Source organism: Neorhizobium tomejilense (genome assembly GCF_964254135.1).
GTDB lineage: Bacteria > Pseudomonadota > Alphaproteobacteria > Rhizobiales > Rhizobiaceae > Neorhizobium > Neorhizobium tomejilense.
Window position 1 is genome coordinate 3836346 of sequence record NZ_CAXUSO020000001.1, and the last position, 25404, is coordinate 3861749.

Annotated in this window: 24 protein-coding genes; 9 read left to right on the plus strand and 15 right to left on the minus strand. The window is 61.7% G+C overall.

The genetic code is table 11. The annotated features are described in order from the left end of the window. Nucleotides 1–8: 8 nt before the first annotated feature. The 5 genes from ACSQ3G_RS18980 to ACSQ3G_RS19000 are packed head-to-tail and all read left to right on the plus strand — an operon-like array spanning nt 9 to nt 5316. Nucleotides 9–980 (plus strand): ABC transporter permease, encoded by a 972-nt coding sequence (locus ACSQ3G_RS18980; protein WP_046637975.1) that lies wholly within the window; start codon nt 9–11, stop codon nt 978–980. Next, entirely contained in the window at nt 977–1921 is a 945-nt protein-coding gene (locus tag ACSQ3G_RS18985; RefSeq protein ID WP_436111121.1) for an ABC transporter permease, read from the plus strand. The genes ACSQ3G_RS18980 and ACSQ3G_RS18985 overlap by 4 nt, the downstream gene beginning before the upstream one ends. After that, entirely contained in the window at nt 1918–2907 is a 990-nt protein-coding gene (locus tag ACSQ3G_RS18990; RefSeq protein WP_436111122.1) for an ABC transporter ATP-binding protein, read from the plus strand. The genes ACSQ3G_RS18985 and ACSQ3G_RS18990 overlap by 4 nt, the downstream gene beginning before the upstream one ends. Further along, nucleotides 2904–3911: an ABC transporter ATP-binding protein gene (locus ACSQ3G_RS18995; RefSeq protein WP_436111123.1), complete on the plus strand. Its 1008-nt coding sequence runs from the start codon at nt 2904–2906 to the stop codon at nt 3909–3911. The genes ACSQ3G_RS18990 and ACSQ3G_RS18995 overlap by 4 nt, the downstream gene beginning before the upstream one ends. 16 nt (nt 3912–3927) lie before the next feature. Then, nucleotides 3928–5316 (plus strand): M20 family metallopeptidase, encoded by a 1389-nt coding sequence (locus ACSQ3G_RS19000; protein WP_436111124.1) that lies wholly within the window; start codon nt 3928–3930, stop codon nt 5314–5316. Nucleotides 5317–5331: 15 nt separating this feature from the next. Here the strand turns inward: ACSQ3G_RS19000 and ACSQ3G_RS19005 are convergent, their stop codons facing one another. The 4 genes from ACSQ3G_RS19005 to ACSQ3G_RS19020 form a co-directional block, all read right to left on the minus strand. Then, a complete protein-coding gene (locus ACSQ3G_RS19005) occupies nt 5332–6048 on the minus strand; it encodes an anti-sigma factor (protein ID WP_436111125.1) in 717 nt (238 codons plus the stop codon). Beyond that, a complete protein-coding gene (locus tag ACSQ3G_RS19010; protein ID WP_436111126.1) occupies nt 6045–6587 on the minus strand; it encodes a sigma-70 family RNA polymerase sigma factor in 543 nt (180 codons plus the stop codon). Before ACSQ3G_RS19010 ends, ACSQ3G_RS19005 begins: the two co-directional genes overlap by 4 nt. A 146-nt stretch (nt 6588–6733) precedes the next feature. Beyond that, complete coding sequence (locus ACSQ3G_RS19015) at nt 6734–7957, minus strand: MFS transporter (RefSeq protein ID WP_436111127.1); 1224 nt, start codon at nt 7955–7957, stop codon at nt 6734–6736. 162 nt (nt 7958–8119) lie between these two features. Then, nucleotides 8120–8818 carry a DUF899 domain-containing protein gene (locus ACSQ3G_RS19020; RefSeq protein ID WP_436111128.1) on the minus strand — a complete coding sequence of 233 codons (699 nt, stop codon included), beginning with the start codon at nt 8816–8818 and terminating at the stop codon, nt 8120–8122. A 96-nt stretch (nt 8819–8914) separates the two neighbouring features. Here ACSQ3G_RS19020 and ACSQ3G_RS19025 point away from each other — a divergent pair, with 96 nt between their 5' ends. Next, on the plus strand, nt 8915–10135 hold the full coding sequence (locus tag ACSQ3G_RS19025; RefSeq protein ID WP_436111129.1) for a helix-turn-helix domain-containing protein: 1221 nt from the start codon (nt 8915–8917) through the stop codon (nt 10133–10135). A gap of 9 nt (nt 10136–10144) precedes the next feature. Beyond that, a complete protein-coding gene (locus ACSQ3G_RS19030; RefSeq protein ID WP_436111130.1) occupies nt 10145–10777 on the plus strand; it encodes a Vgb family protein in 633 nt (210 codons plus the stop codon). A gap of 117 nt (nt 10778–10894) precedes the next feature. On the opposite strand, the gene ACSQ3G_RS19035 is transcribed toward ACSQ3G_RS19030, so the two are convergent. From ACSQ3G_RS19035 to ACSQ3G_RS19065, 7 genes are all read right to left on the minus strand, one after another. Continuing rightward, the gene (locus tag ACSQ3G_RS19035) at nt 10895–11863 is read right to left on the minus strand and encodes an ABC transporter ATP-binding protein (RefSeq protein ID WP_436111131.1); all 969 of its coding nucleotides are present in this window, start codon (nt 11861–11863) and stop codon (nt 10895–10897) included. Nucleotides 11864–11866: 3 nt separating this feature from the next. Next, nucleotides 11867–12877, minus strand: coding sequence for an ABC transporter ATP-binding protein (locus ACSQ3G_RS19040; RefSeq protein WP_105423157.1), 1011 nt, complete (start codon nt 12875–12877; stop codon nt 11867–11869). A gap of 2 nt (nt 12878–12879) precedes the next feature. After that, nucleotides 12880–13797 (minus strand): dihydrodipicolinate synthase family protein, encoded by a 918-nt coding sequence (locus ACSQ3G_RS19045; protein WP_436111132.1) that lies wholly within the window; start codon nt 13795–13797, stop codon nt 12880–12882. 10 nt (nt 13798–13807) lie between these two features. After that, nucleotides 13808–14719 carry an ABC transporter permease gene (locus ACSQ3G_RS19050; protein ID WP_436111133.1) on the minus strand — a complete coding sequence of 304 codons (912 nt, stop codon included), beginning with the start codon at nt 14717–14719 and terminating at the stop codon, nt 13808–13810. Beyond that, nucleotides 14685–15644, minus strand: coding sequence for an ABC transporter permease (locus ACSQ3G_RS19055; protein WP_105432604.1), 960 nt, complete (start codon nt 15642–15644; stop codon nt 14685–14687). The genes ACSQ3G_RS19050 and ACSQ3G_RS19055 overlap by 35 nt, the downstream gene beginning before the upstream one ends. 73 nt (nt 15645–15717) lie before the next feature. Then, entirely contained in the window at nt 15718–17304 is a 1587-nt protein-coding gene (locus ACSQ3G_RS19060; protein ID WP_436111134.1) for an ABC transporter substrate-binding protein, read from the minus strand. Nucleotides 17305–17335: 31 nt separating this feature from the next. Beyond that, a complete protein-coding gene (locus ACSQ3G_RS19065; protein ID WP_436111135.1) occupies nt 17336–18058 on the minus strand; it encodes a FadR/GntR family transcriptional regulator in 723 nt (240 codons plus the stop codon). Nucleotides 18059–18140: 82 nt separating this feature from the next. On the opposite strand from ACSQ3G_RS19065, the gene ACSQ3G_RS19070 reads away from it, so the two are divergent. Both ACSQ3G_RS19070 and ACSQ3G_RS19075 read left to right on the plus strand, forming a co-directional pair. Next, nucleotides 18141–19154 carry a dihydrodipicolinate synthase family protein gene (locus tag ACSQ3G_RS19070; RefSeq protein ID WP_436111136.1) on the plus strand — a complete coding sequence of 338 codons (1014 nt, stop codon included), beginning with the start codon at nt 18141–18143 and terminating at the stop codon, nt 19152–19154. A gap of 17 nt (nt 19155–19171) precedes the next feature. Further along, on the plus strand, nt 19172–20635 hold the full coding sequence (locus tag ACSQ3G_RS19075; protein ID WP_436111137.1) for a sulfatase family protein: 1464 nt from the start codon (nt 19172–19174) through the stop codon (nt 20633–20635). Nucleotides 20636–21032: 397 nt separating this feature from the next. Here ACSQ3G_RS19075 and ACSQ3G_RS19080 read toward each other — a convergent pair whose 3' ends face one another. The 4 genes from ACSQ3G_RS19080 to ACSQ3G_RS19095 form a co-directional block, all read right to left on the minus strand. Next, complete coding sequence (locus tag ACSQ3G_RS19080; RefSeq protein WP_436111138.1) at nt 21033–22535, minus strand: tripartite tricarboxylate transporter permease; 1503 nt, start codon at nt 22533–22535, stop codon at nt 21033–21035. 3 nt (nt 22536–22538) lie between these two features. Next, nucleotides 22539–23228, minus strand: a complete 690-nt coding sequence (locus ACSQ3G_RS19085) for a tripartite tricarboxylate transporter TctB family protein (RefSeq protein WP_436111139.1) — start codon at nt 23226–23228, stop codon at nt 22539–22541. A 68-nt stretch (nt 23229–23296) separates the two neighbouring features. Then, nucleotides 23297–24277: a Bug family tripartite tricarboxylate transporter substrate binding protein gene (locus ACSQ3G_RS19090; RefSeq protein WP_436111140.1), complete on the minus strand. Its 981-nt coding sequence runs from the start codon at nt 24275–24277 to the stop codon at nt 23297–23299. Between the two features lie 187 nt (nt 24278–24464). Further along, nucleotides 24465–25364: a LysR family transcriptional regulator gene (locus ACSQ3G_RS19095; protein ID WP_436111141.1), complete on the minus strand. Its 900-nt coding sequence runs from the start codon at nt 25362–25364 to the stop codon at nt 24465–24467. Nucleotides 25365–25404 lie beyond the last annotated feature (40 nt).

The following is a 25404-nucleotide window of genomic DNA, read 5'->3' on the forward strand; positions in this document are numbered from 1 at the left end:
AATTTGTCGTGCTGAATTATGCCGCGTCACGGATCGTGCAGACGATCATCGTCCTGCTGGTGATCAGCTTCATCGCCTTCCTGCTGGTCGCCAATATCGGCGACCCACTGGCGGCGCTCCTCTCCGCAGACGCGACCGTCAACGAGCGGCTGGAACTGATCGCCAAGCTCGGCCTCGACCAGCCACTCTGGACGCGCTTCCTGCATTTCATCGGCAACATGCTGCAGGGCGATTTCGGCTTTTCCTATCGCACCCAGGACCCGGTCGCCAACCTGATCGCCGAACGCCTGCCCGCCACCGTCGAGCTCGCCTTCGTCAGCCTGCTGATTACGATCGTGGTCGGCGTGCCGGCCGGCATTTATTGCGGCGTCAACCCGAATTCGCTGTTCGGCCGCTTCATCATGCTGATCTCGACCGCCGGCATCACGCTTCCGAACTTCGTCGTGGGCATCCTGCTGATCGCGGTGTTTTCCGTCCAGCTCGGCCTGCTCCCGTCGTTCGGGCGCGGCACCGTGGTCGATCTCGGCTTCTGGAAGACCGGGCTCCTCACCGTCTCCGGCTGGCGGGCGATCCTCCTGCCGGCAGCGACGCTTTCCACCTTCCAGGTTGCCTTCATCATCCGCATGCTGCGCACCCAGCTGATGGAGGTCGGCCAGAGCGAGCACATTCGCTTTGCCCGCGCCCGCGGCCTGTCGGAAGCGCGCATCTGGTATGTCTACGCCATCAAGAACACGCTGCTGCCGGTCATCACTATGCTTGGCCTGCAACTCGGCAACATCATCGCCTTCTCGGTGGTCACCGAAAACGTCTTCGCCTGGCCGGGCCTCGGCTCGCTGTTCCTGCAATCGATTCAGGGTGCCGACATTCCGGTCATCGCCATCTATCTCATCTTCGTCGGGCTGGTCTTCATGGTCATCAATCTGATCGTCGAACTGCTTTATCCGCTGATCGACGCCCGTGTGTTGAGGAGGCAATCATGACGCCAGTCGTCAACACCCCGGCAGCCGGCCCGGCTCGCCGCAGCAGAGGCGCCAAGCTTCTGCGCGCCATGGGCAAGGCGCAGGGCGCCACTTTCTGTGCGATGGTGATCTTCGCGCTGCTGGTCTACGCCTTCGTCGTGCCACTGTTCTCGCTGAACCCGTTCGAATTCTCCGGCATGTCGGTGCTGGACAGTTTCATTCCGCCGGCGTGGATGGCGGACGGTTCTCCGGATTTCCCGCTCGGCACCGATGATCAGGGCCGCAACCTGATCACGGCGATGGCCTATGGCATGCGCACCTCGATCATCGTCGGCTTCCTGTCAGTCACCATCGGCCTCGTCCTCGGCGGCAGCCTCGGCCTGATCGCCGGTTTCGTCGGCGGCAAGGTGGATGCCTTCATCATGCGCGTCGCGGACGTGCAGCTTGCCTATCCCGCCCTGCTGCTCGCGATGATCATCGACGGCGCGGCCCGTGCAGCACTCGGCACCGAGCGCAGCGTCGGCACCGCGATCGCGATCGTCGTGATGTCGATCGGCATCGCATTCTGGGTCCAGTATGCCCGCACCATCCGCTCTTCCGTGATGATCGAGCGCGATCAGGATTATGTCTCGGCCGCCCGCATCACCGGCCGCAGCAATGTCGCGATCATCGTCCTGCATATCCTGCCTAACGTCATGGCCCCGGTCCTGGTCATCGCCACAATCAATCTCGGCATCGCCATCATCACCGAGGCGACCTTGAGCTTCCTCGGCATCGGCATTCCGGTCACCTCGCCGTCGCTCGGCACGCTGATCCGCAACGGCAACAATTTCCTGCAGTCGGGCGAATGGTGGATCTCGGTCTGGCCCTGCCTGATCCTCGTCCTCTTCGTCGTTTCGGTGAACATCCTCGGCGACCACCTGCGCGACGTCTACAATCCGCGCCTGCGGGGCCGCTCATGATCAACGCAACCGCTCCACTCCTCGACGTCCGCGACCTCACCGTCACCATCAACCGCGACGGACGGTTGGTCACCGCGCTCGACAAGGTCTCCTTTTTCGTCAATCCCGGCGAAGTGCTCGGCATCGTCGGAGAATCCGGTGCCGGCAAGTCGATCACCGGCGCTGCGATCATCGACCTTCTCGTGCCGCCCCTGAAGCGCACCGGCGGCACCATCACCCTTGCCGGCACCCGTCTCGACCAGCTTTCCCCAAAAGCGATGCGCGGCGTGCGCGGCGGCCGGATCGGTTTCGTTTTCCAGGACCCGATGACCAGCCTCAACCCGGTCATATCAATCGGCCAGCAGCTCTGCGACACCATCCAGGCGCATCTGAAGCTTGGCGGCAACCAGACGAAAAAGAGGGCGCTCGACTGGCTCGACCGCGTCGGCCTGCCCAATCCGGACGTCCAGTTCAAGCGTTTCCCGCACCAGCTTTCCGGCGGCATGCGGCAGCGCGTGGTAATCGCTCTGGCACTCTGCGCCGATCCGGTTCTGGTTATCGCCGACGAGCCCACCACCGCCCTAGATGTCTCCGTCCAGGCCCATATCCTCGAACTGCTGCGCGACCTGCACCGCGAAAGCAATGTCAGCATGATGCTGATCACCCACGACCTTGGCGTCATCGCCAAGATGGCCGATCGCGTCGCGGTGCTTTATGCCGGTCGCGTCGCCGAGATCGGCCCGGTCGGCGAGTTGTTCAATGCCCCGAAACATCCCTATACGCGCGGCCTGATCCGCGCGACGCCGATGCCGTCGGCGACGGGCGAGATGCGGCTCGACCAGATCCCCGGTGCCATGCCGGGCCTTGGTGCGGTCCCACCCGGCTGCGCCTTCAACCCGCGCTGTTTCAGGGCGGAGGGTGACTGTCGCGCGACAATACCGCCGCTCTACAGCCAGGAAAGCTCCGCCTTTTCCTGTTTCCACCCGCTGGAAAGGGTGCCCGCATGAGCGCTTCCGAATTCCTCGTCCTCAATCACGTCAGCAAGGTCTACCGCCGCAACCAGAGCCTTATCGAACGGCTGAAGAAGAGCGAGAGCGGCGGCACGAAGGCCGTCAGCGACGTCAGCCTCACCGTCCGCCATGGCGAGACCATGGGCCTGGTCGGCGAAAGCGGCTGCGGCAAGTCCACGCTTGCACGCCTCGTTTCCGGCCTGATGGCGCCCACATCCGGCGAGATCAGCTTTCCGCCGAATGCATCCGGCAACAAGCCGCGCCTGCAGATGATCTTCCAGGATCCCTATTCCTCACTCAATGGTCGCTGGACGATCGAGGACATCATCGCGGAGCCCATCCGGGTGCATAAGCTCCGCCAGGGCCGCGCCGCGATCCGCGCCCGCGTCGACGAACTGCTGGTCCAGGTTGGCCTTTCCGCAGCGGACGCGGAAAAATACCCGCAGGAATTTTCAGGCGGCCAACGGCAGCGTATCTGCATCGCCCGGGCGCTTGCCGGAGAACCGGACTTCCTGGTTCTCGACGAACCGACTTCGGCGCTCGACGTTTCGGTGCAGGCGCAGATTCTCAATCTGCTACGCGACCTGCAGGAGAACCTCCATCTCACCAGCCTGTTCATTACTCACAATCTCTCGGTCGTACGCATCATGGCCGACCGGATCGGCGTCATGTATCTCGGCGAACTGGTCGAGGAGGCGACGTCGGATGAGCTGTTCCGCAAGCCGCGCCATCCCTATACCCGCCTGCTGATCGATGCCGCGCCGGACATGGATACCAGCGACCGCTCGCTGCACCCGATTGCCGGCGAGCTGCCGAACCCGGCCTTCCCGCCCTCCGGCTGCCGTTTCCACACCCGCTGTCCCTTCGCGCAGGAGATATGTCGCAACACCTCGCCGCCGCAGAAAGCGACCGAGAGCGGCGGCATGTTCCGCTGTCATTTCGATCTTGATCTGTCGAACGCGACGGTCTTTCCGCCAGCCGCACAGGTCAAGATGGCCTGAATTTCAAGGATGCTCCATGACGACCGTCTCCCGCCAAGCAACGATAGACAACGCCGTCGGCTATCTCGATGACGGCTCCTTCGAAGAAACCTTGCGCCGGCGCGTGGCGATCCCGTCCGCGAGCCGCGTCGCGGCCAACAAGCCGGACCTCTGGCGTTATGTCACCGAGGACATGCAGCCCTTTTTCGAGCGGCTCGGCTTCACCACCAAAATCTACGAGAACGATTCGGCACCTGGCCCGTTTCTGCTTGCCGAACGTATCGAAGACCCGAACTTCACCACCGTCCTGCAATACGGCCATGGCGATGTCGTCGCCGGGCTTGACGGCCAATGGGAGACGGGTCTCTCGCCCTTCGAGATGACCGAGAGGAACGGCGCCTGGTATGGCCGCGGTACCGCGGACAACAAGGGCCAGCACGCGGTGAATCTCGCCGCGGTCGAGGCGCTGCTCGCGACAAAGGGTTCGCTCGGCTTCAACCTCAAATACCTGATCGAGATGGGCGAAGAGTCCGGATCGCTGGGACTGGAGGAAATGTGCGCGGCGCATCGGGACGAGCTGAAGGCGGACGTCTTCATCGCCTCGGACGGCCCGCGCCTCGCGCTCGACCGCCCGACCATCTTCCTCGGCGCCCGCGGCGGCATGTCCTTCCATCTGGAGATCGATGCCCGCGAAAGTTTTCAGCATTCCGGCAACTGGGGCGGCATCCTCTCCAACCCGGGCATAGAACTCTGCCACGCGATCACCGCGCTGGTCGGTCGCACCGGCCAGATCAAGGTGCCCGAGATGACACCGGGTTCGATCCCGGAAAACGTCCGTGCAGCACTGAAGCATTGCCACATCACGCCCGCCGCCGGCGATCCGCCGATCGAGCCCTGGTGGGGCGAGCCCGGCCTGACGCCGGAAGAGAAGGTGTTTGCCTGGAGTTCCTTCGAGGTGATGGAGATGGAATGCGGTAACCTCGCCCAGCCGCTCTACGCCATCCCGCCAAAGGCCCGGGCCCGCATGCAGCTTCGCTTCCCGGTCGGCGTCGATCCGGATGCCGTCGTCCCGGCCGTCCGCAAAGCATTGAAGGACGCAGGTTACGACCGCGTCGTGGTCAAGGATCCGACGGACGCGATTTTCCCCGCCAGCCGTCTCGATCCCGATCATCCATGGGTCCGACGCGTTGCCGCTTCGATTGAAAAAACCGTCGGCGCGCCACCGGCGATCCTGCCCAATCTGGGCGGCTCGCTGCCGAACAACATTTTCTCGGATCTGCTCGGCCTCCCGACCATCTGGATCCCGCATTCCTATCCGGGCTGCCTGCAGCACGCGCCGAACGAACACCTGCCGATCTCGATCGTCCGCGAGGGGCTTGCGATGATGGCCGGGCTCTATTGGGATATCGGCGAGACTACGGCGTGACCTTCAGCTTCGGCGTCAAGGCCTGCGGGTAGCGCCGCTTGCCACCACCGGACCGGTCGGCAGACCGGTCGGCGAGCCACCGAACGGTTCGAGGCTGACGGCAAGCGTCGCGCCCTCGGTCATGTTGCGACGCAGATCGGCAGGTATCACGAGCTCTCCTGCCTGATCCGGCTCAAAGACGCCGAGAGACCGCGGGTCGCCGCTTCCGGGCACCAGCCAGAGCTCCAGCGACTTCTCTTCGCGTCCGCCGGCCGCGACCGGTACGATCCGCAAACGCCCGTTTCCGGCATCGTAGGAGGCAAGCAGGTTGATCTGGCTATCGGTCGAGGACAATTCCGCCACCAGAGGCGCGGATCCCTGCGGCCCTTGGATCACACCCGACGCATAGACGACGGCAACCACCGCAACCGCCGTCGTGGCGAATGAGAGCCGTCGCCAGAACAGCGCGGAATTCCACAGACCCCATGAGGATGGAGCAGCCCGGGCGGGGCCGAAGAGCCGCGTTTCGATCCGGCCGAGAATCGCAGGATTCGGCGCCACGTCCTCGTAGTCTTCGTTGAATGAGGCAAGGTCCGCCTGCCATCGCTCGACTATCCGGGCAAAAGCGCGGTCATTGGCGATCCGCTGCTCCACGGCGCGGCGGGCCTCGAGCGACAGGACGCCGAGCACATACTCGCCGGCCAGGATCTCGTCCTGCGGCCGCCTGCCCTGACTTTGTTCGCCCGACGTCATCGCTCCATGCACTCTCTCAATTTCAGAAGGCTCCGGCGCAGCCACGTGCGCACCGTATTCAACGGCACCTTCAAATCTTCCGCCAGTTCAAGATAACTCAAACCTTCCACATAGGCACGTCGAACCGCACGCGCATGCGCAGAGTCGAGCTCCTCCATGCACCTGTCGATGCGACGGCCTTCATCCGCATTGGCCACCTGCTGTTCGGGGTCGAGCGTGCCGTCGTCGGCAAGGTCGTAGGCATCGTCAAGGTCCTCTGTGACAGGCTTCCTGGCCCGGAGGATGTCGATCGCGTGGTTGCGCGCGATCGCCGCCAACCAGGCAAGGGGCGAACCGGTATCCACGGCAAAAGTCCTGGAGCGCTGCCAGACCCTGACATAGATTTCCTGGAGCGCCTCTTCCGCGTCGGCCCTGTCTTTCAAGATACGCAGGCAGATCGAAAATAGTTTCGGGCTCGTCGCATTATACAACGACGCGAACGCTTTGCGATCACCCATCGCCACGCGATTGACCAAGGCCGCGATCTCATTGCTTTGCATTCGGAAAAAACCTCGCCGTCCTCATCTATAGAGAACGCTGATCGCAAAAAACAAGGCGCCTTCGTCGCAAAGGGTCTTCCATCTCCTCGCAGCCGATATCCCGCGCGGCCTTTGCCTCGTCGGGATCACTGCTGCTCGCCGGGGCATCAGGCGGCGTCGAGGGCCGGCACCGCCTGTCGACCCTTCGGAAAAGGCTTGAAGGTCAAGGCGATCAGGAAGGCGCCGATCCCGATACCCCAGGAGCCGACATAGAGCCATGTGTAGCTGGCAAGCGTGTCGTAGATCAGTCCTCCGGCCAGGGGGCCGGTTGCCATGCCCAGACCGCCGGCCATTGCCGTTCCGCCGATCACGGTGCCCATCATCCGCATCGGGAAATTCTCACGGGCGATCACCGCGTAGAGCGGCATGACGCCGGCATAGATGAAGCCGAACAGGGCAGCGACCGTATAAAACGATCCGAGGCCCTGCGCGAAAACATAGGCCAGCGCCCCGAAAGCCTGGACCAGCAGGCCGAGAACGAGAACCTGCTTGGCGCCGAACCGGTCTCCAAGAATGCCGAAGACGACACGCCCGCCCATGCCCGCCAGTCCTTCGATACTATAGATCGAAACGGCCGCTATCATCGGAATGCCGCAGGTCACCGCATAGCTCACGGTGTGGAAGATCGGGCCCGAATGGGTGGCGCAGCAGAAGAAATTGGTAAGCAGCAGGATGATGAACTGGGGCGATCTCAACACCTGCGCCGTCGACATGGACGACTGAAGTTCGCCGTCGGCGGGGGCAGCGGCATCGCTTTCTTTCGGAGCCGGGGCACGCCTGACGAGGAAAGAAACCGGGATCATCACGACGGCCACGAGTATGGCGATGATCTGCAGGGATGTTCTCCAGTTGTAGATCGACACGAGCCATGCCGCGAGAGGCGACATGGTCATCGGCGCCATGCCCATGCCGGCTGAAACCAGCGAGACCGCGAGGCTTCGATGCGCGTCGAACCAGCCGGTGACGCAGGCCATCATCGGTGCGAAGATTGCCGCGATCGCGGTGCCGACGGCAAGCCCGAAGATGAGCTGGAAGCCCACCAGCGATGTCGTCAGGCTTGCCGAAGCGAGGCTGGCGGCAAGCAGGACAGAGCCGGCAAAAACGATGGGACGCGGTCCCCACCGATCGAACAGGCTGCCCCATGCGATGCTGGCGAATGCCATCGCGACAAATCCTATGGTCATAGCGCTCGAGACGCCGGTGACCGACCATCCGGTGTCGCGCGCGATGGGCAGGAGGAAAACGGGCAGGGAAAACATCGCTCCGATGGCGAGGCAGCCAAGCAGGCCGCCGGCCGCCACGATTACCCATCGATATTGAATATTGGTCATGTTCGTCTCCGTTTGCGGCACCCGGCAGCCAGCCATCGCGTCAACGATGTTGACCGCGCTGCCCGGAAATGCCGGTGTGTCAGAAAGTTCTATTGTCCGGACAGGTCCTCGATGGCCGGTTCTGGTTCCGATCGAACCCTGTCTGTTCTTCCGAGGCCTGCCTCAGTACTGATCGTGCCGGCGCACCCACGCCATCGGGTAATCGAGGTCGTCCTCATCGCGGCCTTTCGGCACGAGATCCAGAAAATGGTAGGCGCCGTTGAGCATGTCGACGCCGCGCGAGTAACAGGAATAGGTGTGGAACACCTCGCCGCTCTCATCCCGGTAGAAGACGCTGATGCCCACTTCTTCGGATGCGTTGCTCGGCTGGACCTTGTAATTGTAATAGGCCACGCCCTTGGGGAGATCTTCCGGCCTCACCGACACCTGATAGTCGAAATTGAAATCGCTGCCATGTGAAGAGAACCACGGGAAGTTCCAACCCATGCGTTTCTTGTAGGCGTCGAGCTTGGCAAGCGGAGCCCGCGAGATGGCGACGAACGTCACGTCGCGGTGGTTGAGATGAACCGGGATGCCGTTGAAATTATCGGCCCAGAAGGAGCATGACTTGCATGCCTCCTCCCAATCGGGGCCGAACATGAAATGATAGACGATTAGTTGCGAGCGGCCGTCGAAAAGATCCGCCAGCGAAAGCTCGCCATCCGGTCCCTCGAACCGATAGGGTTTTTTGACCCTTTCCCAGGGCATCGCCATCCGGCGGCGGGTCAGCGCATCCCGCTGACGCGTGAATTCCTTCTCCGCAGCGAGCAGATCAAGGCGAGCCTTCAACCATTCTTCCGGCGAAACAACTTGATTTTGCATATCAACCTCCTGTTTGTTGGAATGCAGCTTGATGGTCGAGGGATAGACTAGGGCCGGATATCGAATGGTGAGAGTGACAAGTGTGACGGGATTCCGATGGACTCGCTGATCACCGCCGCGGCGCGTGCGCTCGCCTCCGGTGATCCGCTTGGCGCCTTGAAACGGGTGGCCCTGCGCGACGATGCGGCTGCGCTCGCCCTCAGAGGCATCGCCATGGCGCAGCTCGGCGATCTCGTCCGCGCAAAGGCCCTGCTCAAGCGCGCCACTCGTGCGTTCGGCCCCAAGGAGACGATGGCGCGCGCAAGATGTGTTGTTGCCGAGGCGGAGATCGCGCTCGTCTCCCGCGATCTTGCCTGGCCGGTAAAGGCCCTCGACGCCGCGCGGGCAACACTCGAAGCGCATGGCGACAGGGTAAATGCCGCACATGCGTTCACTCTGGAGGTCCGGCGCCTCCTGCTGATCGGCCGCCTCGACGAGGCCGAGCGGAAGCTCGCCGCCTTCGATCCGCCTCCGCTTCCGCCCGCATCGAGAGCTGCGTATGAACTGGTCGTCGCAGGCGTCGCGCTCCGGCGCTTGCGGATAAAGGCGGCCCGCGCCGCGCTTGCGCGCGCAGGACAGGCGGCACGGGAAGCCGACATTCCCCCGCTGACCGCAGAGGTCGAAAGCTCGGCGCTGGTCCTGGAAACGCCTGCGGCGCGGCTGGTGGCGCGGGGAATCGAACGTCCGATCCTGCTGGAGGAGGTCGAAACGGTCCTCGCCTCGGGCGCGCTCGTGGTGGATGCATGCCGCAACGTCGTGCGGATCGGCGACACGCAGGTAGCGCTCTCGTCGCGGCCGATATTGTTCGCGCTCGCCCGCGCCCTGGGTGAGGCTTGGCCGGGCGACGTGCCGAGAACCACGCTGCTCTACCGCGCCTTTCGAGCCAGGCACGCGGATGAATCGCATCGCGCCCGGCTGCGCGTGGAAATTGGCCGGCTGCGCCTTGAGCTTCAGACGCTGGCGAATGTCACGGCGACGAAGAGAGGTTTTGCGCTGTCGTCGCTTGGAGATGGCGAAGTCGTCGTACTGGCCCCGCCCGTGGACGAGCAGCATGCGGCGGTGCTCGCCTTCCTTGCGGACGGCGAGGCCTGGTCGAGTTCGGCGCTGGCGATCGCGCTTGGCGCCAGTTCCCGCACCGTGCAGCGGGCGCTGGACCAGCTTCTGGCAGACGGCAAGGTGCAATGGTTCGGCCAGGGGCGGGCGCGCCGGTGGATGGCTCCCTCCGTGCCGGGGTTCCCGACAATCTTGTTACTCCCAAGTCCGCTCCCCAACGACTAGGATGAGCGCATGAAAAAATCTCAAGCCGAAATAATCCGAGAATACGGGCCCTTCCCTGGGATAGATGACGTGCATGGCGTCACCTTCGATGGCCGGCACGTCTGGTTTGCCTCGGGAGACAAGCTGAACGCCCTCGACCCGGCGAGCGGCGAGACGGTGCGCTCGATCGATGTCGCCGCGCATGCGGGGACTGCCTTCGACGGCCAGCACCTGTTTCAGATTGCCGAGGATCGTATCCAGAAGATCGACCCGAAGACGGGCCGCGTGCTCGCGACGATCCCGGCACCCGGGAATGGCGGCGATTCCGGGCTCGCCTGGGCCGAAGGAACGCTCTGGGTCGGTGAATATCGTGGTCGAAAGATCCATCAGGTCGATCCCGATACGGGCAAGATCCTTCGCACCATCGAGTCCAATCGCGTCGTCACCGGCGTCACCTGGGTCGACGGCGAGCTCTGGCATGGCGTCTGGGAAGGCGACGAGGGCGAAGTGAGGCGCGTCGATCCGCAAACGGGAAACACGCTGGAAACGCTCGAAATGCCGCTGGGACTGGGAGTATCGGGTCTGGAATCCGATGGCGCCGGCCAATTTTTCTGCGGCGGCGGCAGCAGCGGCAAGGTGCGCGCGGTGCGGCGGCCCGGATAGGGCTTACGGCCAGTTCGAAAGCATGCTTTTCATCGCACGCAGCAACGTCGTCCGTCGCCAGCCTCATGCGATGAGGCTCGGCAAGTCATGGGTGAAAATCTCTCCTGCTCTGCCGGATCAATCCAAATCGTCCCGGATGCAGGCCTTGAAGTGTCCTTTCGCCCCTTCCCTGAGTGGCGGCACGACGCCCGCACAGGCCTTGATCGCAACCGGGCAACGGGTACGAAAGACGCAGCCGCTTGGGGGATTGGCGGGGCTTGGGATGTCACCTTTGAGGATCTGCCGGTTCGCATGCCGTGAGGGGTCAGGCGACGGAACGGCCGAAAGCAGGGCGCGCGTGTATGGATGCTGTGGGCTGGCATAAAGCTCGCAGCTCGGCGCCATCTCCATGATCCGCCCGAGATAGAGCACGATTACCGTATCGGCGACATATTCGACCACCGCGAGATCGTGCGCGATGAACAGCATGGTCAGGCCGAGCCGCATCTGCAGATCGCGCAGCAGATTGACGATCTGCGCCTGGATCGACACGTCGAGCGCCGACACCGGTTCATCGGCGACGATCAGCTCGGGCGCAAGCGTCAGCGCCCGGGCGATGCCGATGCGCTGGCGCTGGCCGCCGGAAAACTCGTGCGGGTAGCGGGAAATCGCATCGGGCGGCAGCTCTACCGAGGCGAGGGCGTGGGCGGCTTTTGCGGTCCGTTCCGATCTGCTGCCGATCCGCTGGATATCCAGCCCTTCCGTGAGGATCTCGCCGATCGTCATCCGCGGCGAGAGGCTGGCGAAGGGATCCTGGAAAATATACTGGACCCGCGCATGCAGGCTGCGAAGTTCGCGGCGCGTCAGGCTCGTCGTTTCCGAACCTTCAAAACGGATACTGCCGGAAGTGGGTTCGATCAGTTGCGCGACCATGCGGCCGATGGTGGTCTTGCCGCTGCCGGATTCGCCAACCAGCCCGACGACTTCGCCACGTTTGATGTTGAAGGAGACATCCTGGACGGCGCGGACGACCGGTCCGCGGGCAAATGCCACCGGGGCAAAATCCTTGCCCAGCCGGTTCACTTCGAGCAGAAATTCCTGTGACATCGGTCAGATCTCCTGCCATCGGATGCAGCGGCTGAACTGCCCTTCGCCGGCGTCTGCCAACGCCGGGTAGGCTTCTGAACAGGCCTCTATGCGGTAGGGACAGCGGGGAGCGAAAGGACAGCCTGACGGCAGGTCCATGAGGCTCGGAACCGACCCTGCGATGGTCGGCAGCGGTGTGCCCGCCTCCCTGAGAAGGGTCGCGGTTCCAAGCTGCGGCACCGAACGCATCAGCCCCTTGGTGTAGGGATGACGCGGATGGGAGAAGACCCGCGCCACGCTGCCGGTCTCAACGAGCGAACCGGCATACATGACGGCCACGCGGTCGGCGATCTCGGCAACGACCCCGAGATTGTGGGTGACGAACAACATGCCCATGCCACGCTCCTTCTGCAGCCGGCCGAGCAGGTCGAGGATCTGCGCCTGGATCGTGACATCGAGGGCCGTCGTGGGTTCGTCGGCAATCAACAGCGTCGGATTGCAGGCGAGCGCCATCGCAATGGTCGCTCGTTGCCGCATGCCACCGGAGAGTTCGTGCGGATATTGCCGGGCACGTCGGTGCGGATCGGGAATGCCGACATCCTCCAGCCGCTGGATGGCGTCCGACAAGGCCTCCCGATGGGATTTGCCCATATGGATGCGGATCGGTTCGGCAATCTGTTCGCCGATCGTAAAAACCGGATTGAGGCTGGTCAGCGGCTCCTGAAAGACGATGCCGATATCATTGCCACGCACCCGGCGCAGGGTGTCGCCGCCAATAGTCTGCAGTTCGACGACTTCGCCCGTCTTGCGTTTCAGCCGGAGCGTGCCCGCAGCGATACGGCCCACGCCGCGCGGCAGAAGGCCCATGATCGACAAGCTGGTCACCGACTTTCCCGAGCCGGATTCGCCAACCAGCGCCACAGTTTCTCCCGTCGCCACGGCAAGGCTGAGGTCCCGCACGGCGACGATCTCCCGATCGCCGATGCGGAACACCGTCTTGAGCCCGGAAATTTCGAGGATCGGCTGTGCACTCATCGTCAATCCAGAAGGCCGGTTTGCCGCAGGATGCCGTCGATGACGGCCGCCTCTTCGTCGTTCAGGGATCGTTGCGGGCGGGCCATGACATTGGTGTCGATGACCCCAAGCCTGCGCATGGCGGTCTTGAAGGCCCCCACTCCGGCCGAGCCCGCACTGGTCCGGCCCAGGCTGACCCAGACCATCTCGAAAAGCCGGCACAACCGTTCCTGCTCCAGTCGTGCACCGGCAAAATCACCCGCCTGGCAGAGGTCCCACAGGCGGACATAACCGTGCGGATCGACATTCCCGAGGCCCGGCACGATGCCGTGCGCGCCCATGTTCACGACGCTGTCGGCGACGATTTCGGATCCTGTCATGACGAAGAAATCCGGCAGATCGGCCGTGTCTGCCATGACATAACGAAGATTGCCGTCATCGCCGCTCGAGTCCTTGACGCCAACGATCGTGCCTTCACGGGCAAGCGTCACGGTGGTCCGGCGTTCGAGCTTGGTGTGGACGCAGACAGGGATGTCATAGGCGATGACCGGCATGTCGACCGCCTCCCGGATATAGCGGAAGTGATCGATGGTCTCGGCCTGGTTTGTCCGGGCATAGAATGGCGCCGTGACGACAACCGCGTCGGCACCCGCCGACTGCGCCACCTTTGCATGAGCGATCACGCGCTCGGTTGTGGGGTCAATCACGCCGACCAGGACGGGCACGCGGCCGCGCACCTGTTCGACGGCATGTTCGATGATGCTGCGGCGCGTGGCTTCGTCATGGAACACGACTTCGCTGGTGGAGCCGAGAACGAACAAGCCATGCACGCCACCATCGAGCAGATGGTCTATGACACGCGTGAAGGAAGGATAATCCACCCCGAAAGTCGTGGTGAGCGGAGTGACGACGGGCGGAATGACGCCGGTAAAGAGAGGCATGTTCAACCTTTCACTTGAGTTCGGAGCGTGGATCGAAGGCATCGCGAAGCCCATCGCCCACGAAGTTGATGGCGAGAACGGTCAAGACGAGCGCTCCGCCCGGAAACATCCATTGCCAGGGGTAATTTTCGAGCACATGCGTGGCGCGGGCAGCATTGAGCATATTGCCCCAGCTCGCTTCCGGGGGCGTGACCCCAAGACCGAGGAAGGAGAGACCGGCCTCCAGCAGGATTCCGCTTGCCACCTGCAGGGTGGCGTAGACCACGAGAATATCGATCGTATTGGGCAGACCATGCCGGATCAGCAGGTGCCAGAGGCCGGCACCCATGCCCCGGGACGCCACCACGAAGTCGCGTTCGCGCAATTCCAGCAGCCGGGCCCGTACCATGCGGGCGAGAACCGGCCACGACAGCAGCGAAATCACGAAGATGGTCGGTATTATGCCGCTGCCGACGATCGAGGCGAGAACCAGGAGGAAAATGACCGGCGGCAAGGTCATCGCGAGATCTACGAACCGCATCGTGGCGCCATCCACGAAACGTCCGGCAAAGCCGGCGATGGCTCCGAGGAAGAAACCGAGGAACGTGGAGATCGCCATCGATACCGTCGCCACCAGAAGCGAAATCCGCCCGCCCTGCAGCAGCCGCGCCATGATATCGCGCCCTACGCCGTCGCTGCCGAGCCAATGGGCCGCCGACGGCCCCTGGTTCATCGCCAGCAGGTCGATGTCGTTGGGCTTGTAGAGCCACCAGAGATCGTAAGTGAGCGTCAGGACCAGGATCGGGATCAGGATAGCCAAACCGACCACGGCCGCGCCGTTCTCGAAAAAGCGGGAAAGTGCGCGTCGGATGGGACCGGCGGAGCCGGCATGTGTCAAGCTCGCCATCTTATGCCACCTTGATGCGCGGATCGACAGCGGCATAGGCGATGTCGGTGAGCAGGTTGACCAGGATGACGCAGGCGCCGGTCAGCAGCGTAGCGCACATGATGACCGGGTAGTCCCGCCTGACGACGGCGTTGACCATCAGCAAGCCCATGCCCGGCCAGTCGAACACGCTCTCGATGAAGATCGCCCCCCCGATGGCCATGCCGATCGTGGAGCCGATCAGGGTGATCACCGGCAGCAAGGCGTTGCGGACCGCATGTTTGACGATGACCCAGAACTCCCGGACGCCCTTGGCGCGCGCCGTGCGCACATAGTCCTGCGAAAGCACCTCGAGCAGGGAGGAGCGCATGTAGCGCATGATCAATGCGCCATGGCCGATCGAAAGCAGGGCGGCGGGCAGGATGAGGTGCGCCAGCAAGTCTCCGACGGAGAAAGGCGCGCCCGGCGTCGACATGCCTCCGGCCGGCACCCAGCGCAGATTGACCGCAAATACGTAGAGCCCCAGCAGGGCGGTCAGGAAAGCCGGACTTGAAATTCCGACGAAAGCCACCGTCGAAAGTGAAAGATCGGCCAGCTTGTTGCGGCGGACGGCCGCAAAGATGCCGGTCGCGATGCCGACGACCACTGAGATGACAAGCCCACTGAACATCAGCAGGATCGTCGGGCCGATGCGGCTCAAGACAAGCGGCAGCACCGCTTCGCCGTTATACTGGATGGAATAGCCGAAATCCCCCGTCAGGGCCGCGCCGAGCCAGGCGAAATATTGCACAGGCAGCGGCCGCTCGAGACCGAGCCGGGTGCGCAGCATCTCGAGATCGGACGCGGAAATCGGGACAGACGGATTGATGTAGGCATCGATCGGATCGCCGGGCGTCAGCCGCAGCAACGTGAAGATGAGAACCGTCAGGGCCAGCAGCATCAGCAGGCCGACAGCCGTACGGCGAAGGATGTATTGCAGCATGTTTTCACCAACAGGGTCCGCAGGAGATGCGGTCGGGCTTGCCCGCCAAACCGCATCTCGGCTTACGGGCACATCACGGAGCGAGATCCCATTTTTCCGGGTGGGAGACGAACGGGCCGCCGCCTGGAGCAGGCGTCCAGAAGAAGTCCTTGAGCTTGCTGGACACGACCCCATAGCGGCTCGCAACCCACATCGGCCCCCAGGGAAGCGCAGCATTCATTTCCTTGCAGACCTTCTGCCACCTGCCGTCGGCCTTGGCCGGATCGGTTTCCCCCATCGCCGCATTCAACGCATCGGTCAGCGGAGGCATTTCGACGCGCATGATGTTGTTGCCGGACGGAGGTGTCTGTGCGGCATTCAGCCCGACATTGAGCGATCCCGGATTGGGGCCGTTCTGCAGCCCCGCATAGACCAGCGGAAAATCCTGCCACTTTTCGCTTCGCACGATGCCGTTGTAGCTCGGAACGTCGAGCGCGCGCGGAACCACGTTGACGCCGACCTGCGCCAGCATGGCCTGCATCGCCGCCATGACGTTGGCGACCTGCGGCGTATTGTAGTAGGTCAGCCACGGAATCGGCTTGCTGCCGTTGATCTTCTCCCAGCCCGCCTCCGCCAGCAGGTCCTTTGCCTTTTGCGGATTGTAGGCATAGTCGGCCATATCCTTCGCAAGAAGCTGCGGCGCGACATAGCCGCAGTTGGCGAGTTTGGCTGCACCCCCGTACAGGCTCGAGACGATGGCGTTTCGGTCGATGGCGTGCATGACCGCCTGACGAACGCGAAGGTCGCTCCAGATTCCGGCGCGGTGGTTGAAGCCGATATAGTTCACCACATAGGAATCGCCCTCGATGACCCGGAAACCGCCGTTGCCCTTGAAGGTCTTGGCGTCGTCGGGTTCGGCGAAGGTGAACTGGATCTCTCCCGCCCTGAGAGCCGCGACGGCCGCCGCCGGATTGGCGAAATAGCGGTTGATCAGGCGATCCGCCTTCGGCTTTCCGCCCCGATAGCCATCATAGGCAGCCAGTTCGACATACTGATCGCTGACATGCTTCACGAACTTGAAAGGACCGGTTCCGACTGGCTTGGTGGACCACCACGCGCTCTTGGCGACCTCCTTGACGTTCACGGACGACAGCGCATGCTGCGGCAGCATCATCAGCTGCGACAGAACGGAGAGGAATGCCGAGTTCGGCTTGCTGAGCTTGACGACTGCCGTGCGCGCATCCGGCGTCTCGACCGATGCAATATCGGCAAGCCGTGCGGCAAAAATGCTGCCGCTCTCGGCATTCTTGGCAAGCTCGAGGGTGAACTTGACGTCGGCCGAGGTAAAAGGCGTGCCGTCATGCCAGTTCGTCTGGGCGAGCTTGAACGTGTATGTCAGGTTGTCCTGGCCGAGGACGAACTCCGAAGCCAGCGCGCCGGTAAGCTTCGATAAATCGGATGTGTAGATGACCAGCGGCTCGAAATAGGTATTAAGCCAGGTGAAGCCGGCTGTTGCAGTCAGCGGGTTGAAATTGCCCTGGAAACCGCCTGGACCCACGTCGAACCCGCCGACAATGGTCTTGCCCGTTTGCGCCTGGGCCATTGCGGGCACCATTGCGGCAGTCGTGGCAAAAAGCAAAGCTCCCGCCGCCAGAAGGCGACCGAAATTCCGTCGATGCATGCTCTCCTCCTCTTTTATATTTCGACTATCGCTAAACCGGATCGACCTCCTCGGGCCGGTTGATCGCGATGACTTTCCGGATGCCGGAATAGTGTGCGCTCAGGCGTTTGCGGCCCGCTTCGACATCTCTCGCCGCCACGGCTTCCGCAATCTCGTGATGATCCTGCCAGGTCGCCAGGGGCGTGGGACTTGCGAGATTTGCGAAGCCCGAGGCCTTGTAGAAGGCGGACCAGAAGATATCGATCAGTGCGCTCAGCATCTTGTTGTTCTGGCAACGGAACAGAAGCTGATGAAATTGCTGGTCCTCCTCGGCGAAGCTTTCGCCGCGCTCAGCGCGCTGGCGCATGCGATCGGTAAGGCGTCTAAGCTCGGCCACGTCCTCGTCGCTGATCATTTCGATGGTCTTGTCGATAAGGCCCGTCTCCAATACGCGACGGATCTCCAGCAATTCCTCCACATCACGCAGCGACGCCTGCAGCCCATAGGCGAGATTGTCCAGAAGCGGCGCGAACGAGAATTCCTTGACGAAAACGCCAATGCCGCGCCGCGTTTCGAGGATGCCGACGGATTCCAGCGCCTTGATCGCTTCGCGAACCGAATTGCGCCCCACGCCCAATTGGTGCGCCAGGAAAGTCTCCGGCGGCAGAGCCGCGCCGGCCGTCAGGTCATTGTCCTCGATATAGCTGCGCAGGCTTTCCTGCACGCTGACATGCAGAAGCGGCGGGCGCTCCAGAGGTTTTATGGGCTTGGCCAATGCTGCTCCATGCACATTTCGACAATCAACATGATTGAGGTATATCGACTTGTAGGATATCTAGCAAGTCGATAAATTGCAGATGACGATTGAGCGGGTGCGGCCGGGATGGATTCGGTTTCAGCAAAAGGGGAGGCGGAGTGTGGGAACCACGAAGTTTGAGCGGCGGAATGACCGCTGGGGCCGCATTCGCGGAAATTGGGCGACGCTATTGCTGCCGATCAATGAAGATGAATCCATCGATTTCCCGCGTCTGGCCAGTGCGATCGATCAGCTGATTGCCGCCAAGGTGGACGGCATCTACTCGAACGGCACCGCCGGCGAATTCCACAACCAGACGGAAGCGGAGTTCGACCGGATTCAACAAATGTTGGCAGACCGCTGCAGTCCTGCAGCGATGCCATTCGTCATCGGTGCATGTCAGCCCGATCCCCGCATATCCCTGGACCGGGTACGCCGGGCGGCGGCGCTTGAGCCCGAGGCAATCCAGGTGATCCTTCCCGACTGGTGGCCGGTGACGGCCGCGGAGGCGGTCGACTTCCTGCAGATGGCCGCCGGCGCTGCCGGTCCGGTGCCGCTGGTGCTTTACCAGCCGCCACATGCCAAGCGCGTCTTTGCCCCGGAGGAACTGGCGACGATCCTTTCAGGCGTACCGCAAGTCGTGGGTATCAAGCTTGGGGATGGCGATGCGTCCTGGTACGATCAGGCCCGCAAGCATCTCGATGCGTGGGGAATTTATGTCCCGGGGCATCATCTCGCGACAGGCGTCCAGCAGGGCGTTGCGGTCGGGGCATTCTCCAACGTTGCCTGCCTCAGCCCGTCCGGAGCACAGCGATGGACCGCATCGATGGCCGACGATATCGACCGGGCGCTTGATATCGAGCAGCGGCTGCGCACCTTCCTGGATGACCACATAGCGCCCTTTGCCAGGGTGCACGGATATTCCAACGCCGCGTTGGACAAGCTCCTGGCTGCAATCGGGGGATGGGCGGAGATCGGCACCCGGCTGCGTCGGCCTTATCGCTGGATCGATCCGTCGGTCGTTTCCGCACTGCGTGAGAAGGCCAGGATTGCCCTTCCCGAGATCATGCTCTGAAACGTCGAGGTGGCATCGTGACACGACCCAACATCCTGATGATCATGACGGACCAGCAGCGTCGGGATACGCTCGGCATCTATGGCTGCGACTGGATTCCGACACCTCACCTCGACCGGCTGGGCCAAGCCGGAGCGGTATTCGAGCACTGCACAGTCGACAACCCGATCTGCACGCCTTCCCGGGCCAGCATCTTCACCGGCAAGCCCGTGCCGGATCATGCGGTCCAGCGGGTGCATGACAACCTGCCGCCGGACGAAGTGCTGTTCACCGAACGGCTGCGGCGGGAGGCCGGTTATCGGACCGCGCTTTTCGGCAAACTGCATGTCAGCAGCCGTATTCAGGAAGAACGGCAACGCCATCCGCATGACGGTTTCGACATCTACGAATGGTGCCTTGAGCCATCAGTTTCGATCGGCAGCCCCTTCAACGGCTATGCGGCCTGGCTTCGCGAGACGGCGCCGGATTTCCTCGCTGCCCTACAGCACAACGGCCGAAAGGAACTTCATCACCCCGAAGCGCAACACATGAGCAAGTGGGCGGCTGACCGGACCATTGCCTTCATCCAGTCGATGAAAGCAGAGAAGCAGCCCTTCTTTTGCCTGATGAGCCTGTTCGACCCTCACGACCCCTATGAGGATTACCCCCTCGCCTTCGGAAATTGCATAGATGCGGCGAGGATTCCCGAGCCGGTCGTTTCGCGCACGATACAGCCCGGATGTGTCCGCCAGGAGCAGCAGGGTTCCTATCTCGGACGTTTCTCAGACTTCTCTTCGGAGGAGATCCGCCGGATCCGTCTCGGTTATGCCGCTTCCATTGCCTTTCTCGATAAACAGGTCGGTCGCGTTCTGGCGGCACTGGACGAAGCCGAGATGGCCGACGACACGCTGGTCGTATTCCTATCCGACCATGGCGACCAGCTTGGCGATCACGGGCTTTTCGTCAAGGGAGTTGCGCTCTACGAACCGACCGTCGGAGTGCCGCTACTGCTGCGTTGGCCGGGCCACGTCGACGCCGGCATCCGACCTACCGCGCTTGCGCAAGGTCGCGACGTGGCGGCCACGTGCCTCGCAGCAGCAGGCCTCGATACGCAATCCTGCCCGGAAAGCGAGGATCTGGTGGCCATGGCATCGCGGAACGCGACGCGGCGCAGCAGCGCGATCTGCGCCTACCGCAACTCCGGTGTCAACGACAGCGGCAGTTTCTGGGATCCGCCGATGCGCGCGACCATGGCCCGGGACCAGCGCTTCAAGCTGACGCTCTATACGAGCGGAGGATCGAGCGAGCGGGAGTTGTTCGACCTTCAGACCGACCCGCAGGAGACGGTCAATCTTTCGGGTGATCCAGCCCACGCCACGACCGAACTCATGCTGCTTAGTGACATCGCCACGTTCCTGCAAGCGGAAGCCGCGGAAGCCCCACCCCGCGCAACATCGTCCACGCCGAACGCGACCCAGCGGCTGCAGAACAGGATCAAGTAGGCATCAGCATACAATCCCGCGCCGGTTCTCCTCCGGTTGCCGTATCGCAGTTGGTCGCGGGTTCGGGGAATGTCGATCGGTATCTACGGCATAGGTGATTGATTTTGTTGGGCGGCATTTACAATCCGAACTGAGGCGTCGAGGCCTCAACAACAAAAAAACTCCCGGAGCGTTTGCTACCGGAGTTTAGGAATTTTGGTTGCGGGATCCGAGCACACAGAGACTTGTAAATTTGTCGGTTTTGATAGGTTCGAATAGATAAGTCGACCATCCCATTTACGCCGTCTTTCGGCGCGCGGTTTCGGAAGGTGTCGCGCTGGATCAGGCGGCGTGGGCATCGCCCACGGCCCTTTCCGGGAGGGAGCGGTTGACCCGCTCGAACAGGATTGACACAGCCCTATTCCGTGAACACCTCGTCCCTGTTTTTCCTTAGGCTCGGAAGCAACGCGACGGCTAACAGAAACACTGAAATCGCCAACAGCACTGCTGATATCGGGTTCTCGACGAACGTCATCATGTCCCCGCGCGACATCAACAGTGCGCGCCGGAAGTTCTCTTCCATTAGCCTCCCGAGAACAAAGCCGAGGAGAAGCGGAGCTGGCTCGAAGCCCAGCTTGCTGATGGCATAGCCGACGATGCCGAAGAACGCGATCATCAGAACCTGCACCGGTTCGGAGTTAATCGAGAAGATCCCGATACAGCAGAACATGAGAATTGCGGGAAACAGCAGCTGGTATGGCACTTTGAGGAGCCGTACCCAAAGGCCAATCATCGGCAAGTTGATAATGAGCAGCATAAGGTTGCCTAGCCACATCGAGGCTATCATACCCCAAAATAGAGTAGGGTTGCTTGTCATGACCAGAGGTCCAGGCACGATGCCGTGGATGGTCATGGCTCCCACCATAAGGGCCATAACAGCATTTGGCGGGATTCCTAAGGTGAGGAGAGGAATAAACGACGTTTGCGCTCCGGCATTATTCGCGCTTTCCGGCCCGGCAACGCCTTCGATAGCTCCCTTGCCGAACCGCTCTGGATGCTTGGAAATCTTCTTTTCTAAAGAGTACGAGGCGAACGGTGCCAGAACGGCTCCGTTACCTGGGAGGATTCCGAGAACAGAGCCAATAAGAGTGCCTCGTGTGATCGGTGCAGCGGCCTGTTTGAGCTCTTTCCACCCAGGCAGAAGGCGACCGATCGTTTGACGCACCACATCGCGAGTCTCAACGTTATCAAGGTTACGAAGTATTTCGGCGATGCCAAAAACGCCCATCGCCAAAACCGCGAAGTCGATTCCGTCGAACAGGAAGCTGAGCCCGAGGGTCATGCGGTCTTCGCCAGTTTCAAGATCGACGCCCACCGTCGACAGAAGGATGCCGACAAGAATCATCGCTATTGCTTTGATGATTGAGCCGTGGGCAAGCACAACCGCGAAAACCAGGCCCATCACCATCAAGGAGAAGTATTCCGCGGGTCCGAAAACCAGAGCAAGGCCGGTAAGAGGTTTTGCCAGTGCCGCGATCACGATGGTTGCAACCGTTCCAGCAAGGAAGGAGCCAATTGCAGCAATACCAAGCGCGATTCCGGCTTGGCCTCGACGTGCCATCTGGTGGCCATCGAGGGTTGTCACCACAGCAGTGGCTTCACCAGGAATGTTTACCAGGATCGCCGTCGTAGAACCTCCGTACTGCGCGCCGTAATAAATGCCGGCGAGCATGATAAGCGCGCCGACCGGATCCAACCCGAACGTTATCGGTAACAACATCGAGATGGTTGCGATGGGGCCGACTCCGGGAAGAATGCCCACCAGGGTTCCAACCAGGCAACCGAGGAGACACAGGAAGAGATTGTTGAATGTGAGCGCGACGCCAAAGCCGAGAAAAAGATTTGAGAGCAGATCAAACACGTCTCAGTTCCTCACTTCATGTTTGGCGACTTCGATCCGCGAGCCGCTTCGGCCCTTCGTGAACCGGAACACAAGTATCGCGGCGGCGAAGAGAACCGCGGCTGTCACGCGAAGACCGGACTTGTAGCTCATGCCGCCAAATAGCGCTTCCGACAGAAAGCGGGGCAGGATGGGGATTGGGAGGTTTAGCATGTCGCCGAAAAGCAGCATGCAGAACGGGGTCAAAGTAAGAGCAAGCAGGAGAAGGTCCCGAAACCTGGCTTCACTTGACGCATAGCCGCCAATGATGATCGCCATCGGACCCGCGAACATCAAGCCGAACTCGATAGTTCGCCAGTTCCCAAAGTGATGTTCCTTGATGGTAACCGCAAAAAGTCCAATTGAGATGCTGACCAGAAGCAGTCCGCGCAGTGACCAAACCGGCGCGCCGTGTTCTGAGCGCCGTTTAAATCCTGCAATGAGAAGGACAAATCCGCAGACCCCGATCAGAACCGCGATCGCCTGGGGCAACATTGCAGGCCCCACGGTTGTCAAGGTTCCCCTTGGCAGATCCAGAGTTAGCCATAGGGCGAACAAGGCGAGTGCGATGAGCACTAGACCCCCCAGGACATTTTCCGGCGAGCGGATCGCAAGCCCGCCTTTTTCTGTCGGACGTACCGGTAGATCCCCTGTCGTCATGATGAAGGTCTCCATTCAGGTCGGGTCCGGCGCCAGGTTTTTAATGACGCCGGGACGAGCGATGCAATTTCAGCAGGAGATGACTACTTGATGCTGATTCCGGTCTTGGTCAGAAATTCTGCCCAACGCTTGGATTCTGCAGCCATCATGGATGCAAACTCAGCAGGCTTGTTACCGACAATGGTCGTGCCTTCCGCTTCCAGGCGTTCCTTGATGGTAGACGTGGCGAGAGCCTCGGTGGTCGCCGCTCTGAGCTTCTCGATGATCGGGCCAGGCGTGCCTTTCGGGACCACAAAGCCGTACCATGCCGCTGAGCTGTATTCGGGGAACCCGCTTTCAGCGATGGTCGGAACGTCCTTGTACTTCGGTACGCGTTCCGAGGTCGTAACTGCGACAGGGATCATGTCTCCACTGTCGATCAATCCAAGCACCGATGGAAGCGTCGTGATCATGAAGTCACCGCGGCCACCGAGCATGTCGTTAAGGGCCGGACCAGCGCCTTTGTAAGGAACGTGTACAGCTGTAATACCAGCTTGCGTAAGCAGCATCTCAGTAGCGAGATGGCTGGCGGATCCGTTACCGGCGGAACCGTAGGTGAGCTTCCCTGCGTTCTGCTTTCCGTACTCGATAACATCCTTGAAGCTCTTGTATGCCGAGCTTTTCGATACGACAACGACCAGCGGCGTCTGCGCGACGAGGATCACCGGATCAAAAGCGGCCAGCGGGTCGAGCTTCATGTTCTTGAAAAGGTGCGGGTTTACGACCATCGGCCCCTGGTTCGCCATCAGGACGGTGTAACCATCGGCGGCCGAGTTCGCAGCGGTCTGCGAAGCCACGTTACCTCCTGCCGTGCCATTATTTTCGACAACCATGGACTGACCGATCTTCGCACCCACGCCGTTCGCCACCAGTCGAGCGATTGCGTCAGTACCGCCGCCTGCAGCGTAAGGCACGATGAGCTTGATAGGACGTGTCGGGTAGTCGTCAGCTTGAGCGAAAACAGGCGCTGCAATCGCCACGCCAGCCAGAGTTACGAACGCACAGAATGTACGGCGATTGAACATCGTCACCTCCCTGTATGACTTGCCGCCTCCCAGCGAACAAGTAATGGATTCTCCTCGCGACCGCTTGGCGGCCACCGCCTCCACATGAGCCGATGCAAATGCTGTAAAGCGAAACCCTTTTTGCCGGAAATGCAAAGATTCGGATCATTGATCCTCTTTGCGCATCAATCGGCCGCTCTGCTCAGGTTCAGTCTTTCGCCCAGGTCCCGACCAGCATCCCGAGAAAACGCTCGGCGGCCGGGGAGAGGGTGACATTGCGCCGTTTAACAACACCGATCGTCCTTGATACCTCCGGCCCCCCAATGGGGATCGCTTTCAGAATAGGATGGTCGCCTTGCGGCGTAGCGAGGCCCGGCAAGACAGATATCCCGAGCCCCGCCTCAACGAGGCCAAGAGACGTCGACAGGTGAGTGACCTCGTACGACCACTTCAGCTGGACGTCGGCTCGCGCCAGGGCCGCATCGAGCAACGTGCGATTTGCACTTGATCTGTGGACGGAGATCATGGGGTGTTTCTCGAGATGGGCCCAGGTGACGCTTTCAAACTCTGCCAGCGGATGATCTTTCCGTACGGCGAGAACAAACGGGTCCTCGATCAACCGGATGAAGTCGAGATCAGGATCCAGATTTCCCATGATGTTGATGCCGAACTCAACCTCTCCGCGGGCCACCGCCTGGATGCCGCCAGTCGCGGTCAAGTCCATGATGCTGAAGCGGACGTGCGGAAATTCAGCGGCAAACTTCCGTATGACGGTTGGAAGGAAGTAGAAGGCCGCAGTCGGAATACACGCCATGTTCACTACGCTACTTCGCTGCAGCCCCGAGTCCCGGGCAGTGAACAGCGACTGATCGAACTCTTCCAACATTCGGCGCACAAGCGGGATCAGCTCCATCCCTAGAGCAGTGGCGGCTACTGACCTGGTAGTCCTCTCCAGTAGCGCTGCACCGACGACGCCTTCCAGCTTCTGAATCCTTCTGCTGAGTGCAGGCTGTGAAATGTTAAGCGCCTCTGCCGCTCGGTGAAAGCTTCCGAGGTCCAGCACATACATGAAGGCACGGAGATCCAAGATTTCGCAATTGATAGCCATACCGCATCAGTTCCTTCGAAATTGGCATTTCACTTAATAA

What these genes read in the sequence shown, in the direction of transcription:
- ACSQ3G_RS18985 (WP_436111121.1), top strand. Translation starts at nt 977, where the DNA reads ATGACGCCAGTCGTCAACACCCCGGCAGCCGGCCCGGCTCGCCGCAGC.
- ACSQ3G_RS18990 (WP_436111122.1), top strand. Translation starts at nt 1,918, where the DNA reads ATGATCAACGCAACCGCTCCACTCCTCGACGTCCGCGACCTCACCGTC.
- ACSQ3G_RS18995 (WP_436111123.1), top strand. Translation starts at nt 2,904, where the DNA reads ATGAGCGCTTCCGAATTCCTCGTCCTCAATCACGTCAGCAAGGTCTAC.
- ACSQ3G_RS19000 (WP_436111124.1), top strand. Translation starts at nt 3,928, where the DNA reads ATGACGACCGTCTCCCGCCAAGCAACGATAGACAACGCCGTCGGCTAT.
- ACSQ3G_RS19005 (WP_436111125.1), bottom strand. Translation starts at nt 6,048, where the DNA reads ATGACGTCGGGCGAACAAAGTCAGGGCAGGCGGCCGCAGGACGAGATC.
- ACSQ3G_RS19010 (WP_436111126.1), bottom strand. Translation starts at nt 6,587, where the DNA reads ATGCAAAGCAATGAGATCGCGGCCTTGGTCAATCGCGTGGCGATGGGT.
- ACSQ3G_RS19015 (WP_436111127.1), bottom strand. Translation starts at nt 7,957, where the DNA reads ATGACCAATATTCAATATCGATGGGTAATCGTGGCGGCCGGCGGCCTG.
- ACSQ3G_RS19020 (WP_436111128.1), bottom strand. Translation starts at nt 8,818, where the DNA reads ATGCAAAATCAAGTTGTTTCGCCGGAAGAATGGTTGAAGGCTCGCCTT.
- ACSQ3G_RS19025 (WP_436111129.1), top strand. Translation starts at nt 8,915, where the DNA reads ATGGACTCGCTGATCACCGCCGCGGCGCGTGCGCTCGCCTCCGGTGAT.
- ACSQ3G_RS19030 (WP_436111130.1), top strand. Translation starts at nt 10,145, where the DNA reads ATGAAAAAATCTCAAGCCGAAATAATCCGAGAATACGGGCCCTTCCCT.
- ACSQ3G_RS19035 (WP_436111131.1), bottom strand. Translation starts at nt 11,863, where the DNA reads ATGTCACAGGAATTTCTGCTCGAAGTGAACCGGCTGGGCAAGGATTTT.
- ACSQ3G_RS19040 (WP_105423157.1), bottom strand. Translation starts at nt 12,877, where the DNA reads ATGAGTGCACAGCCGATCCTCGAAATTTCCGGGCTCAAGACGGTGTTC.
- ACSQ3G_RS19045 (WP_436111132.1), bottom strand. Translation starts at nt 13,797, where the DNA reads ATGCCTCTCTTTACCGGCGTCATTCCGCCCGTCGTCACTCCGCTCACC.
- ACSQ3G_RS19050 (WP_436111133.1), bottom strand. Translation starts at nt 14,719, where the DNA reads ATGCCGCTGTCGATCCGCGCATCAAGGTGGCATAAGATGGCGAGCTTG.
- ACSQ3G_RS19055 (WP_105432604.1), bottom strand. Translation starts at nt 15,644, where the DNA reads ATGCTGCAATACATCCTTCGCCGTACGGCTGTCGGCCTGCTGATGCTG.
- ACSQ3G_RS19060 (WP_436111134.1), bottom strand. Translation starts at nt 17,304, where the DNA reads ATGCATCGACGGAATTTCGGTCGCCTTCTGGCGGCGGGAGCTTTGCTT.
- ACSQ3G_RS19070 (WP_436111136.1), top strand. Translation starts at nt 18,141, where the DNA reads ATGACGATTGAGCGGGTGCGGCCGGGATGGATTCGGTTTCAGCAAAAG.
- ACSQ3G_RS19085 (WP_436111139.1), bottom strand. Translation starts at nt 23,228, where the DNA reads ATGGAGACCTTCATCATGACGACAGGGGATCTACCGGTACGTCCGACA.
- ACSQ3G_RS19090 (WP_436111140.1), bottom strand. Translation starts at nt 24,277, where the DNA reads ATGTTCAATCGCCGTACATTCTGTGCGTTCGTAACTCTGGCTGGCGTG.
- ACSQ3G_RS19095 (WP_436111141.1), bottom strand. Translation starts at nt 25,364, where the DNA reads ATGGCTATCAATTGCGAAATCTTGGATCTCCGTGCCTTCATGTATGTG.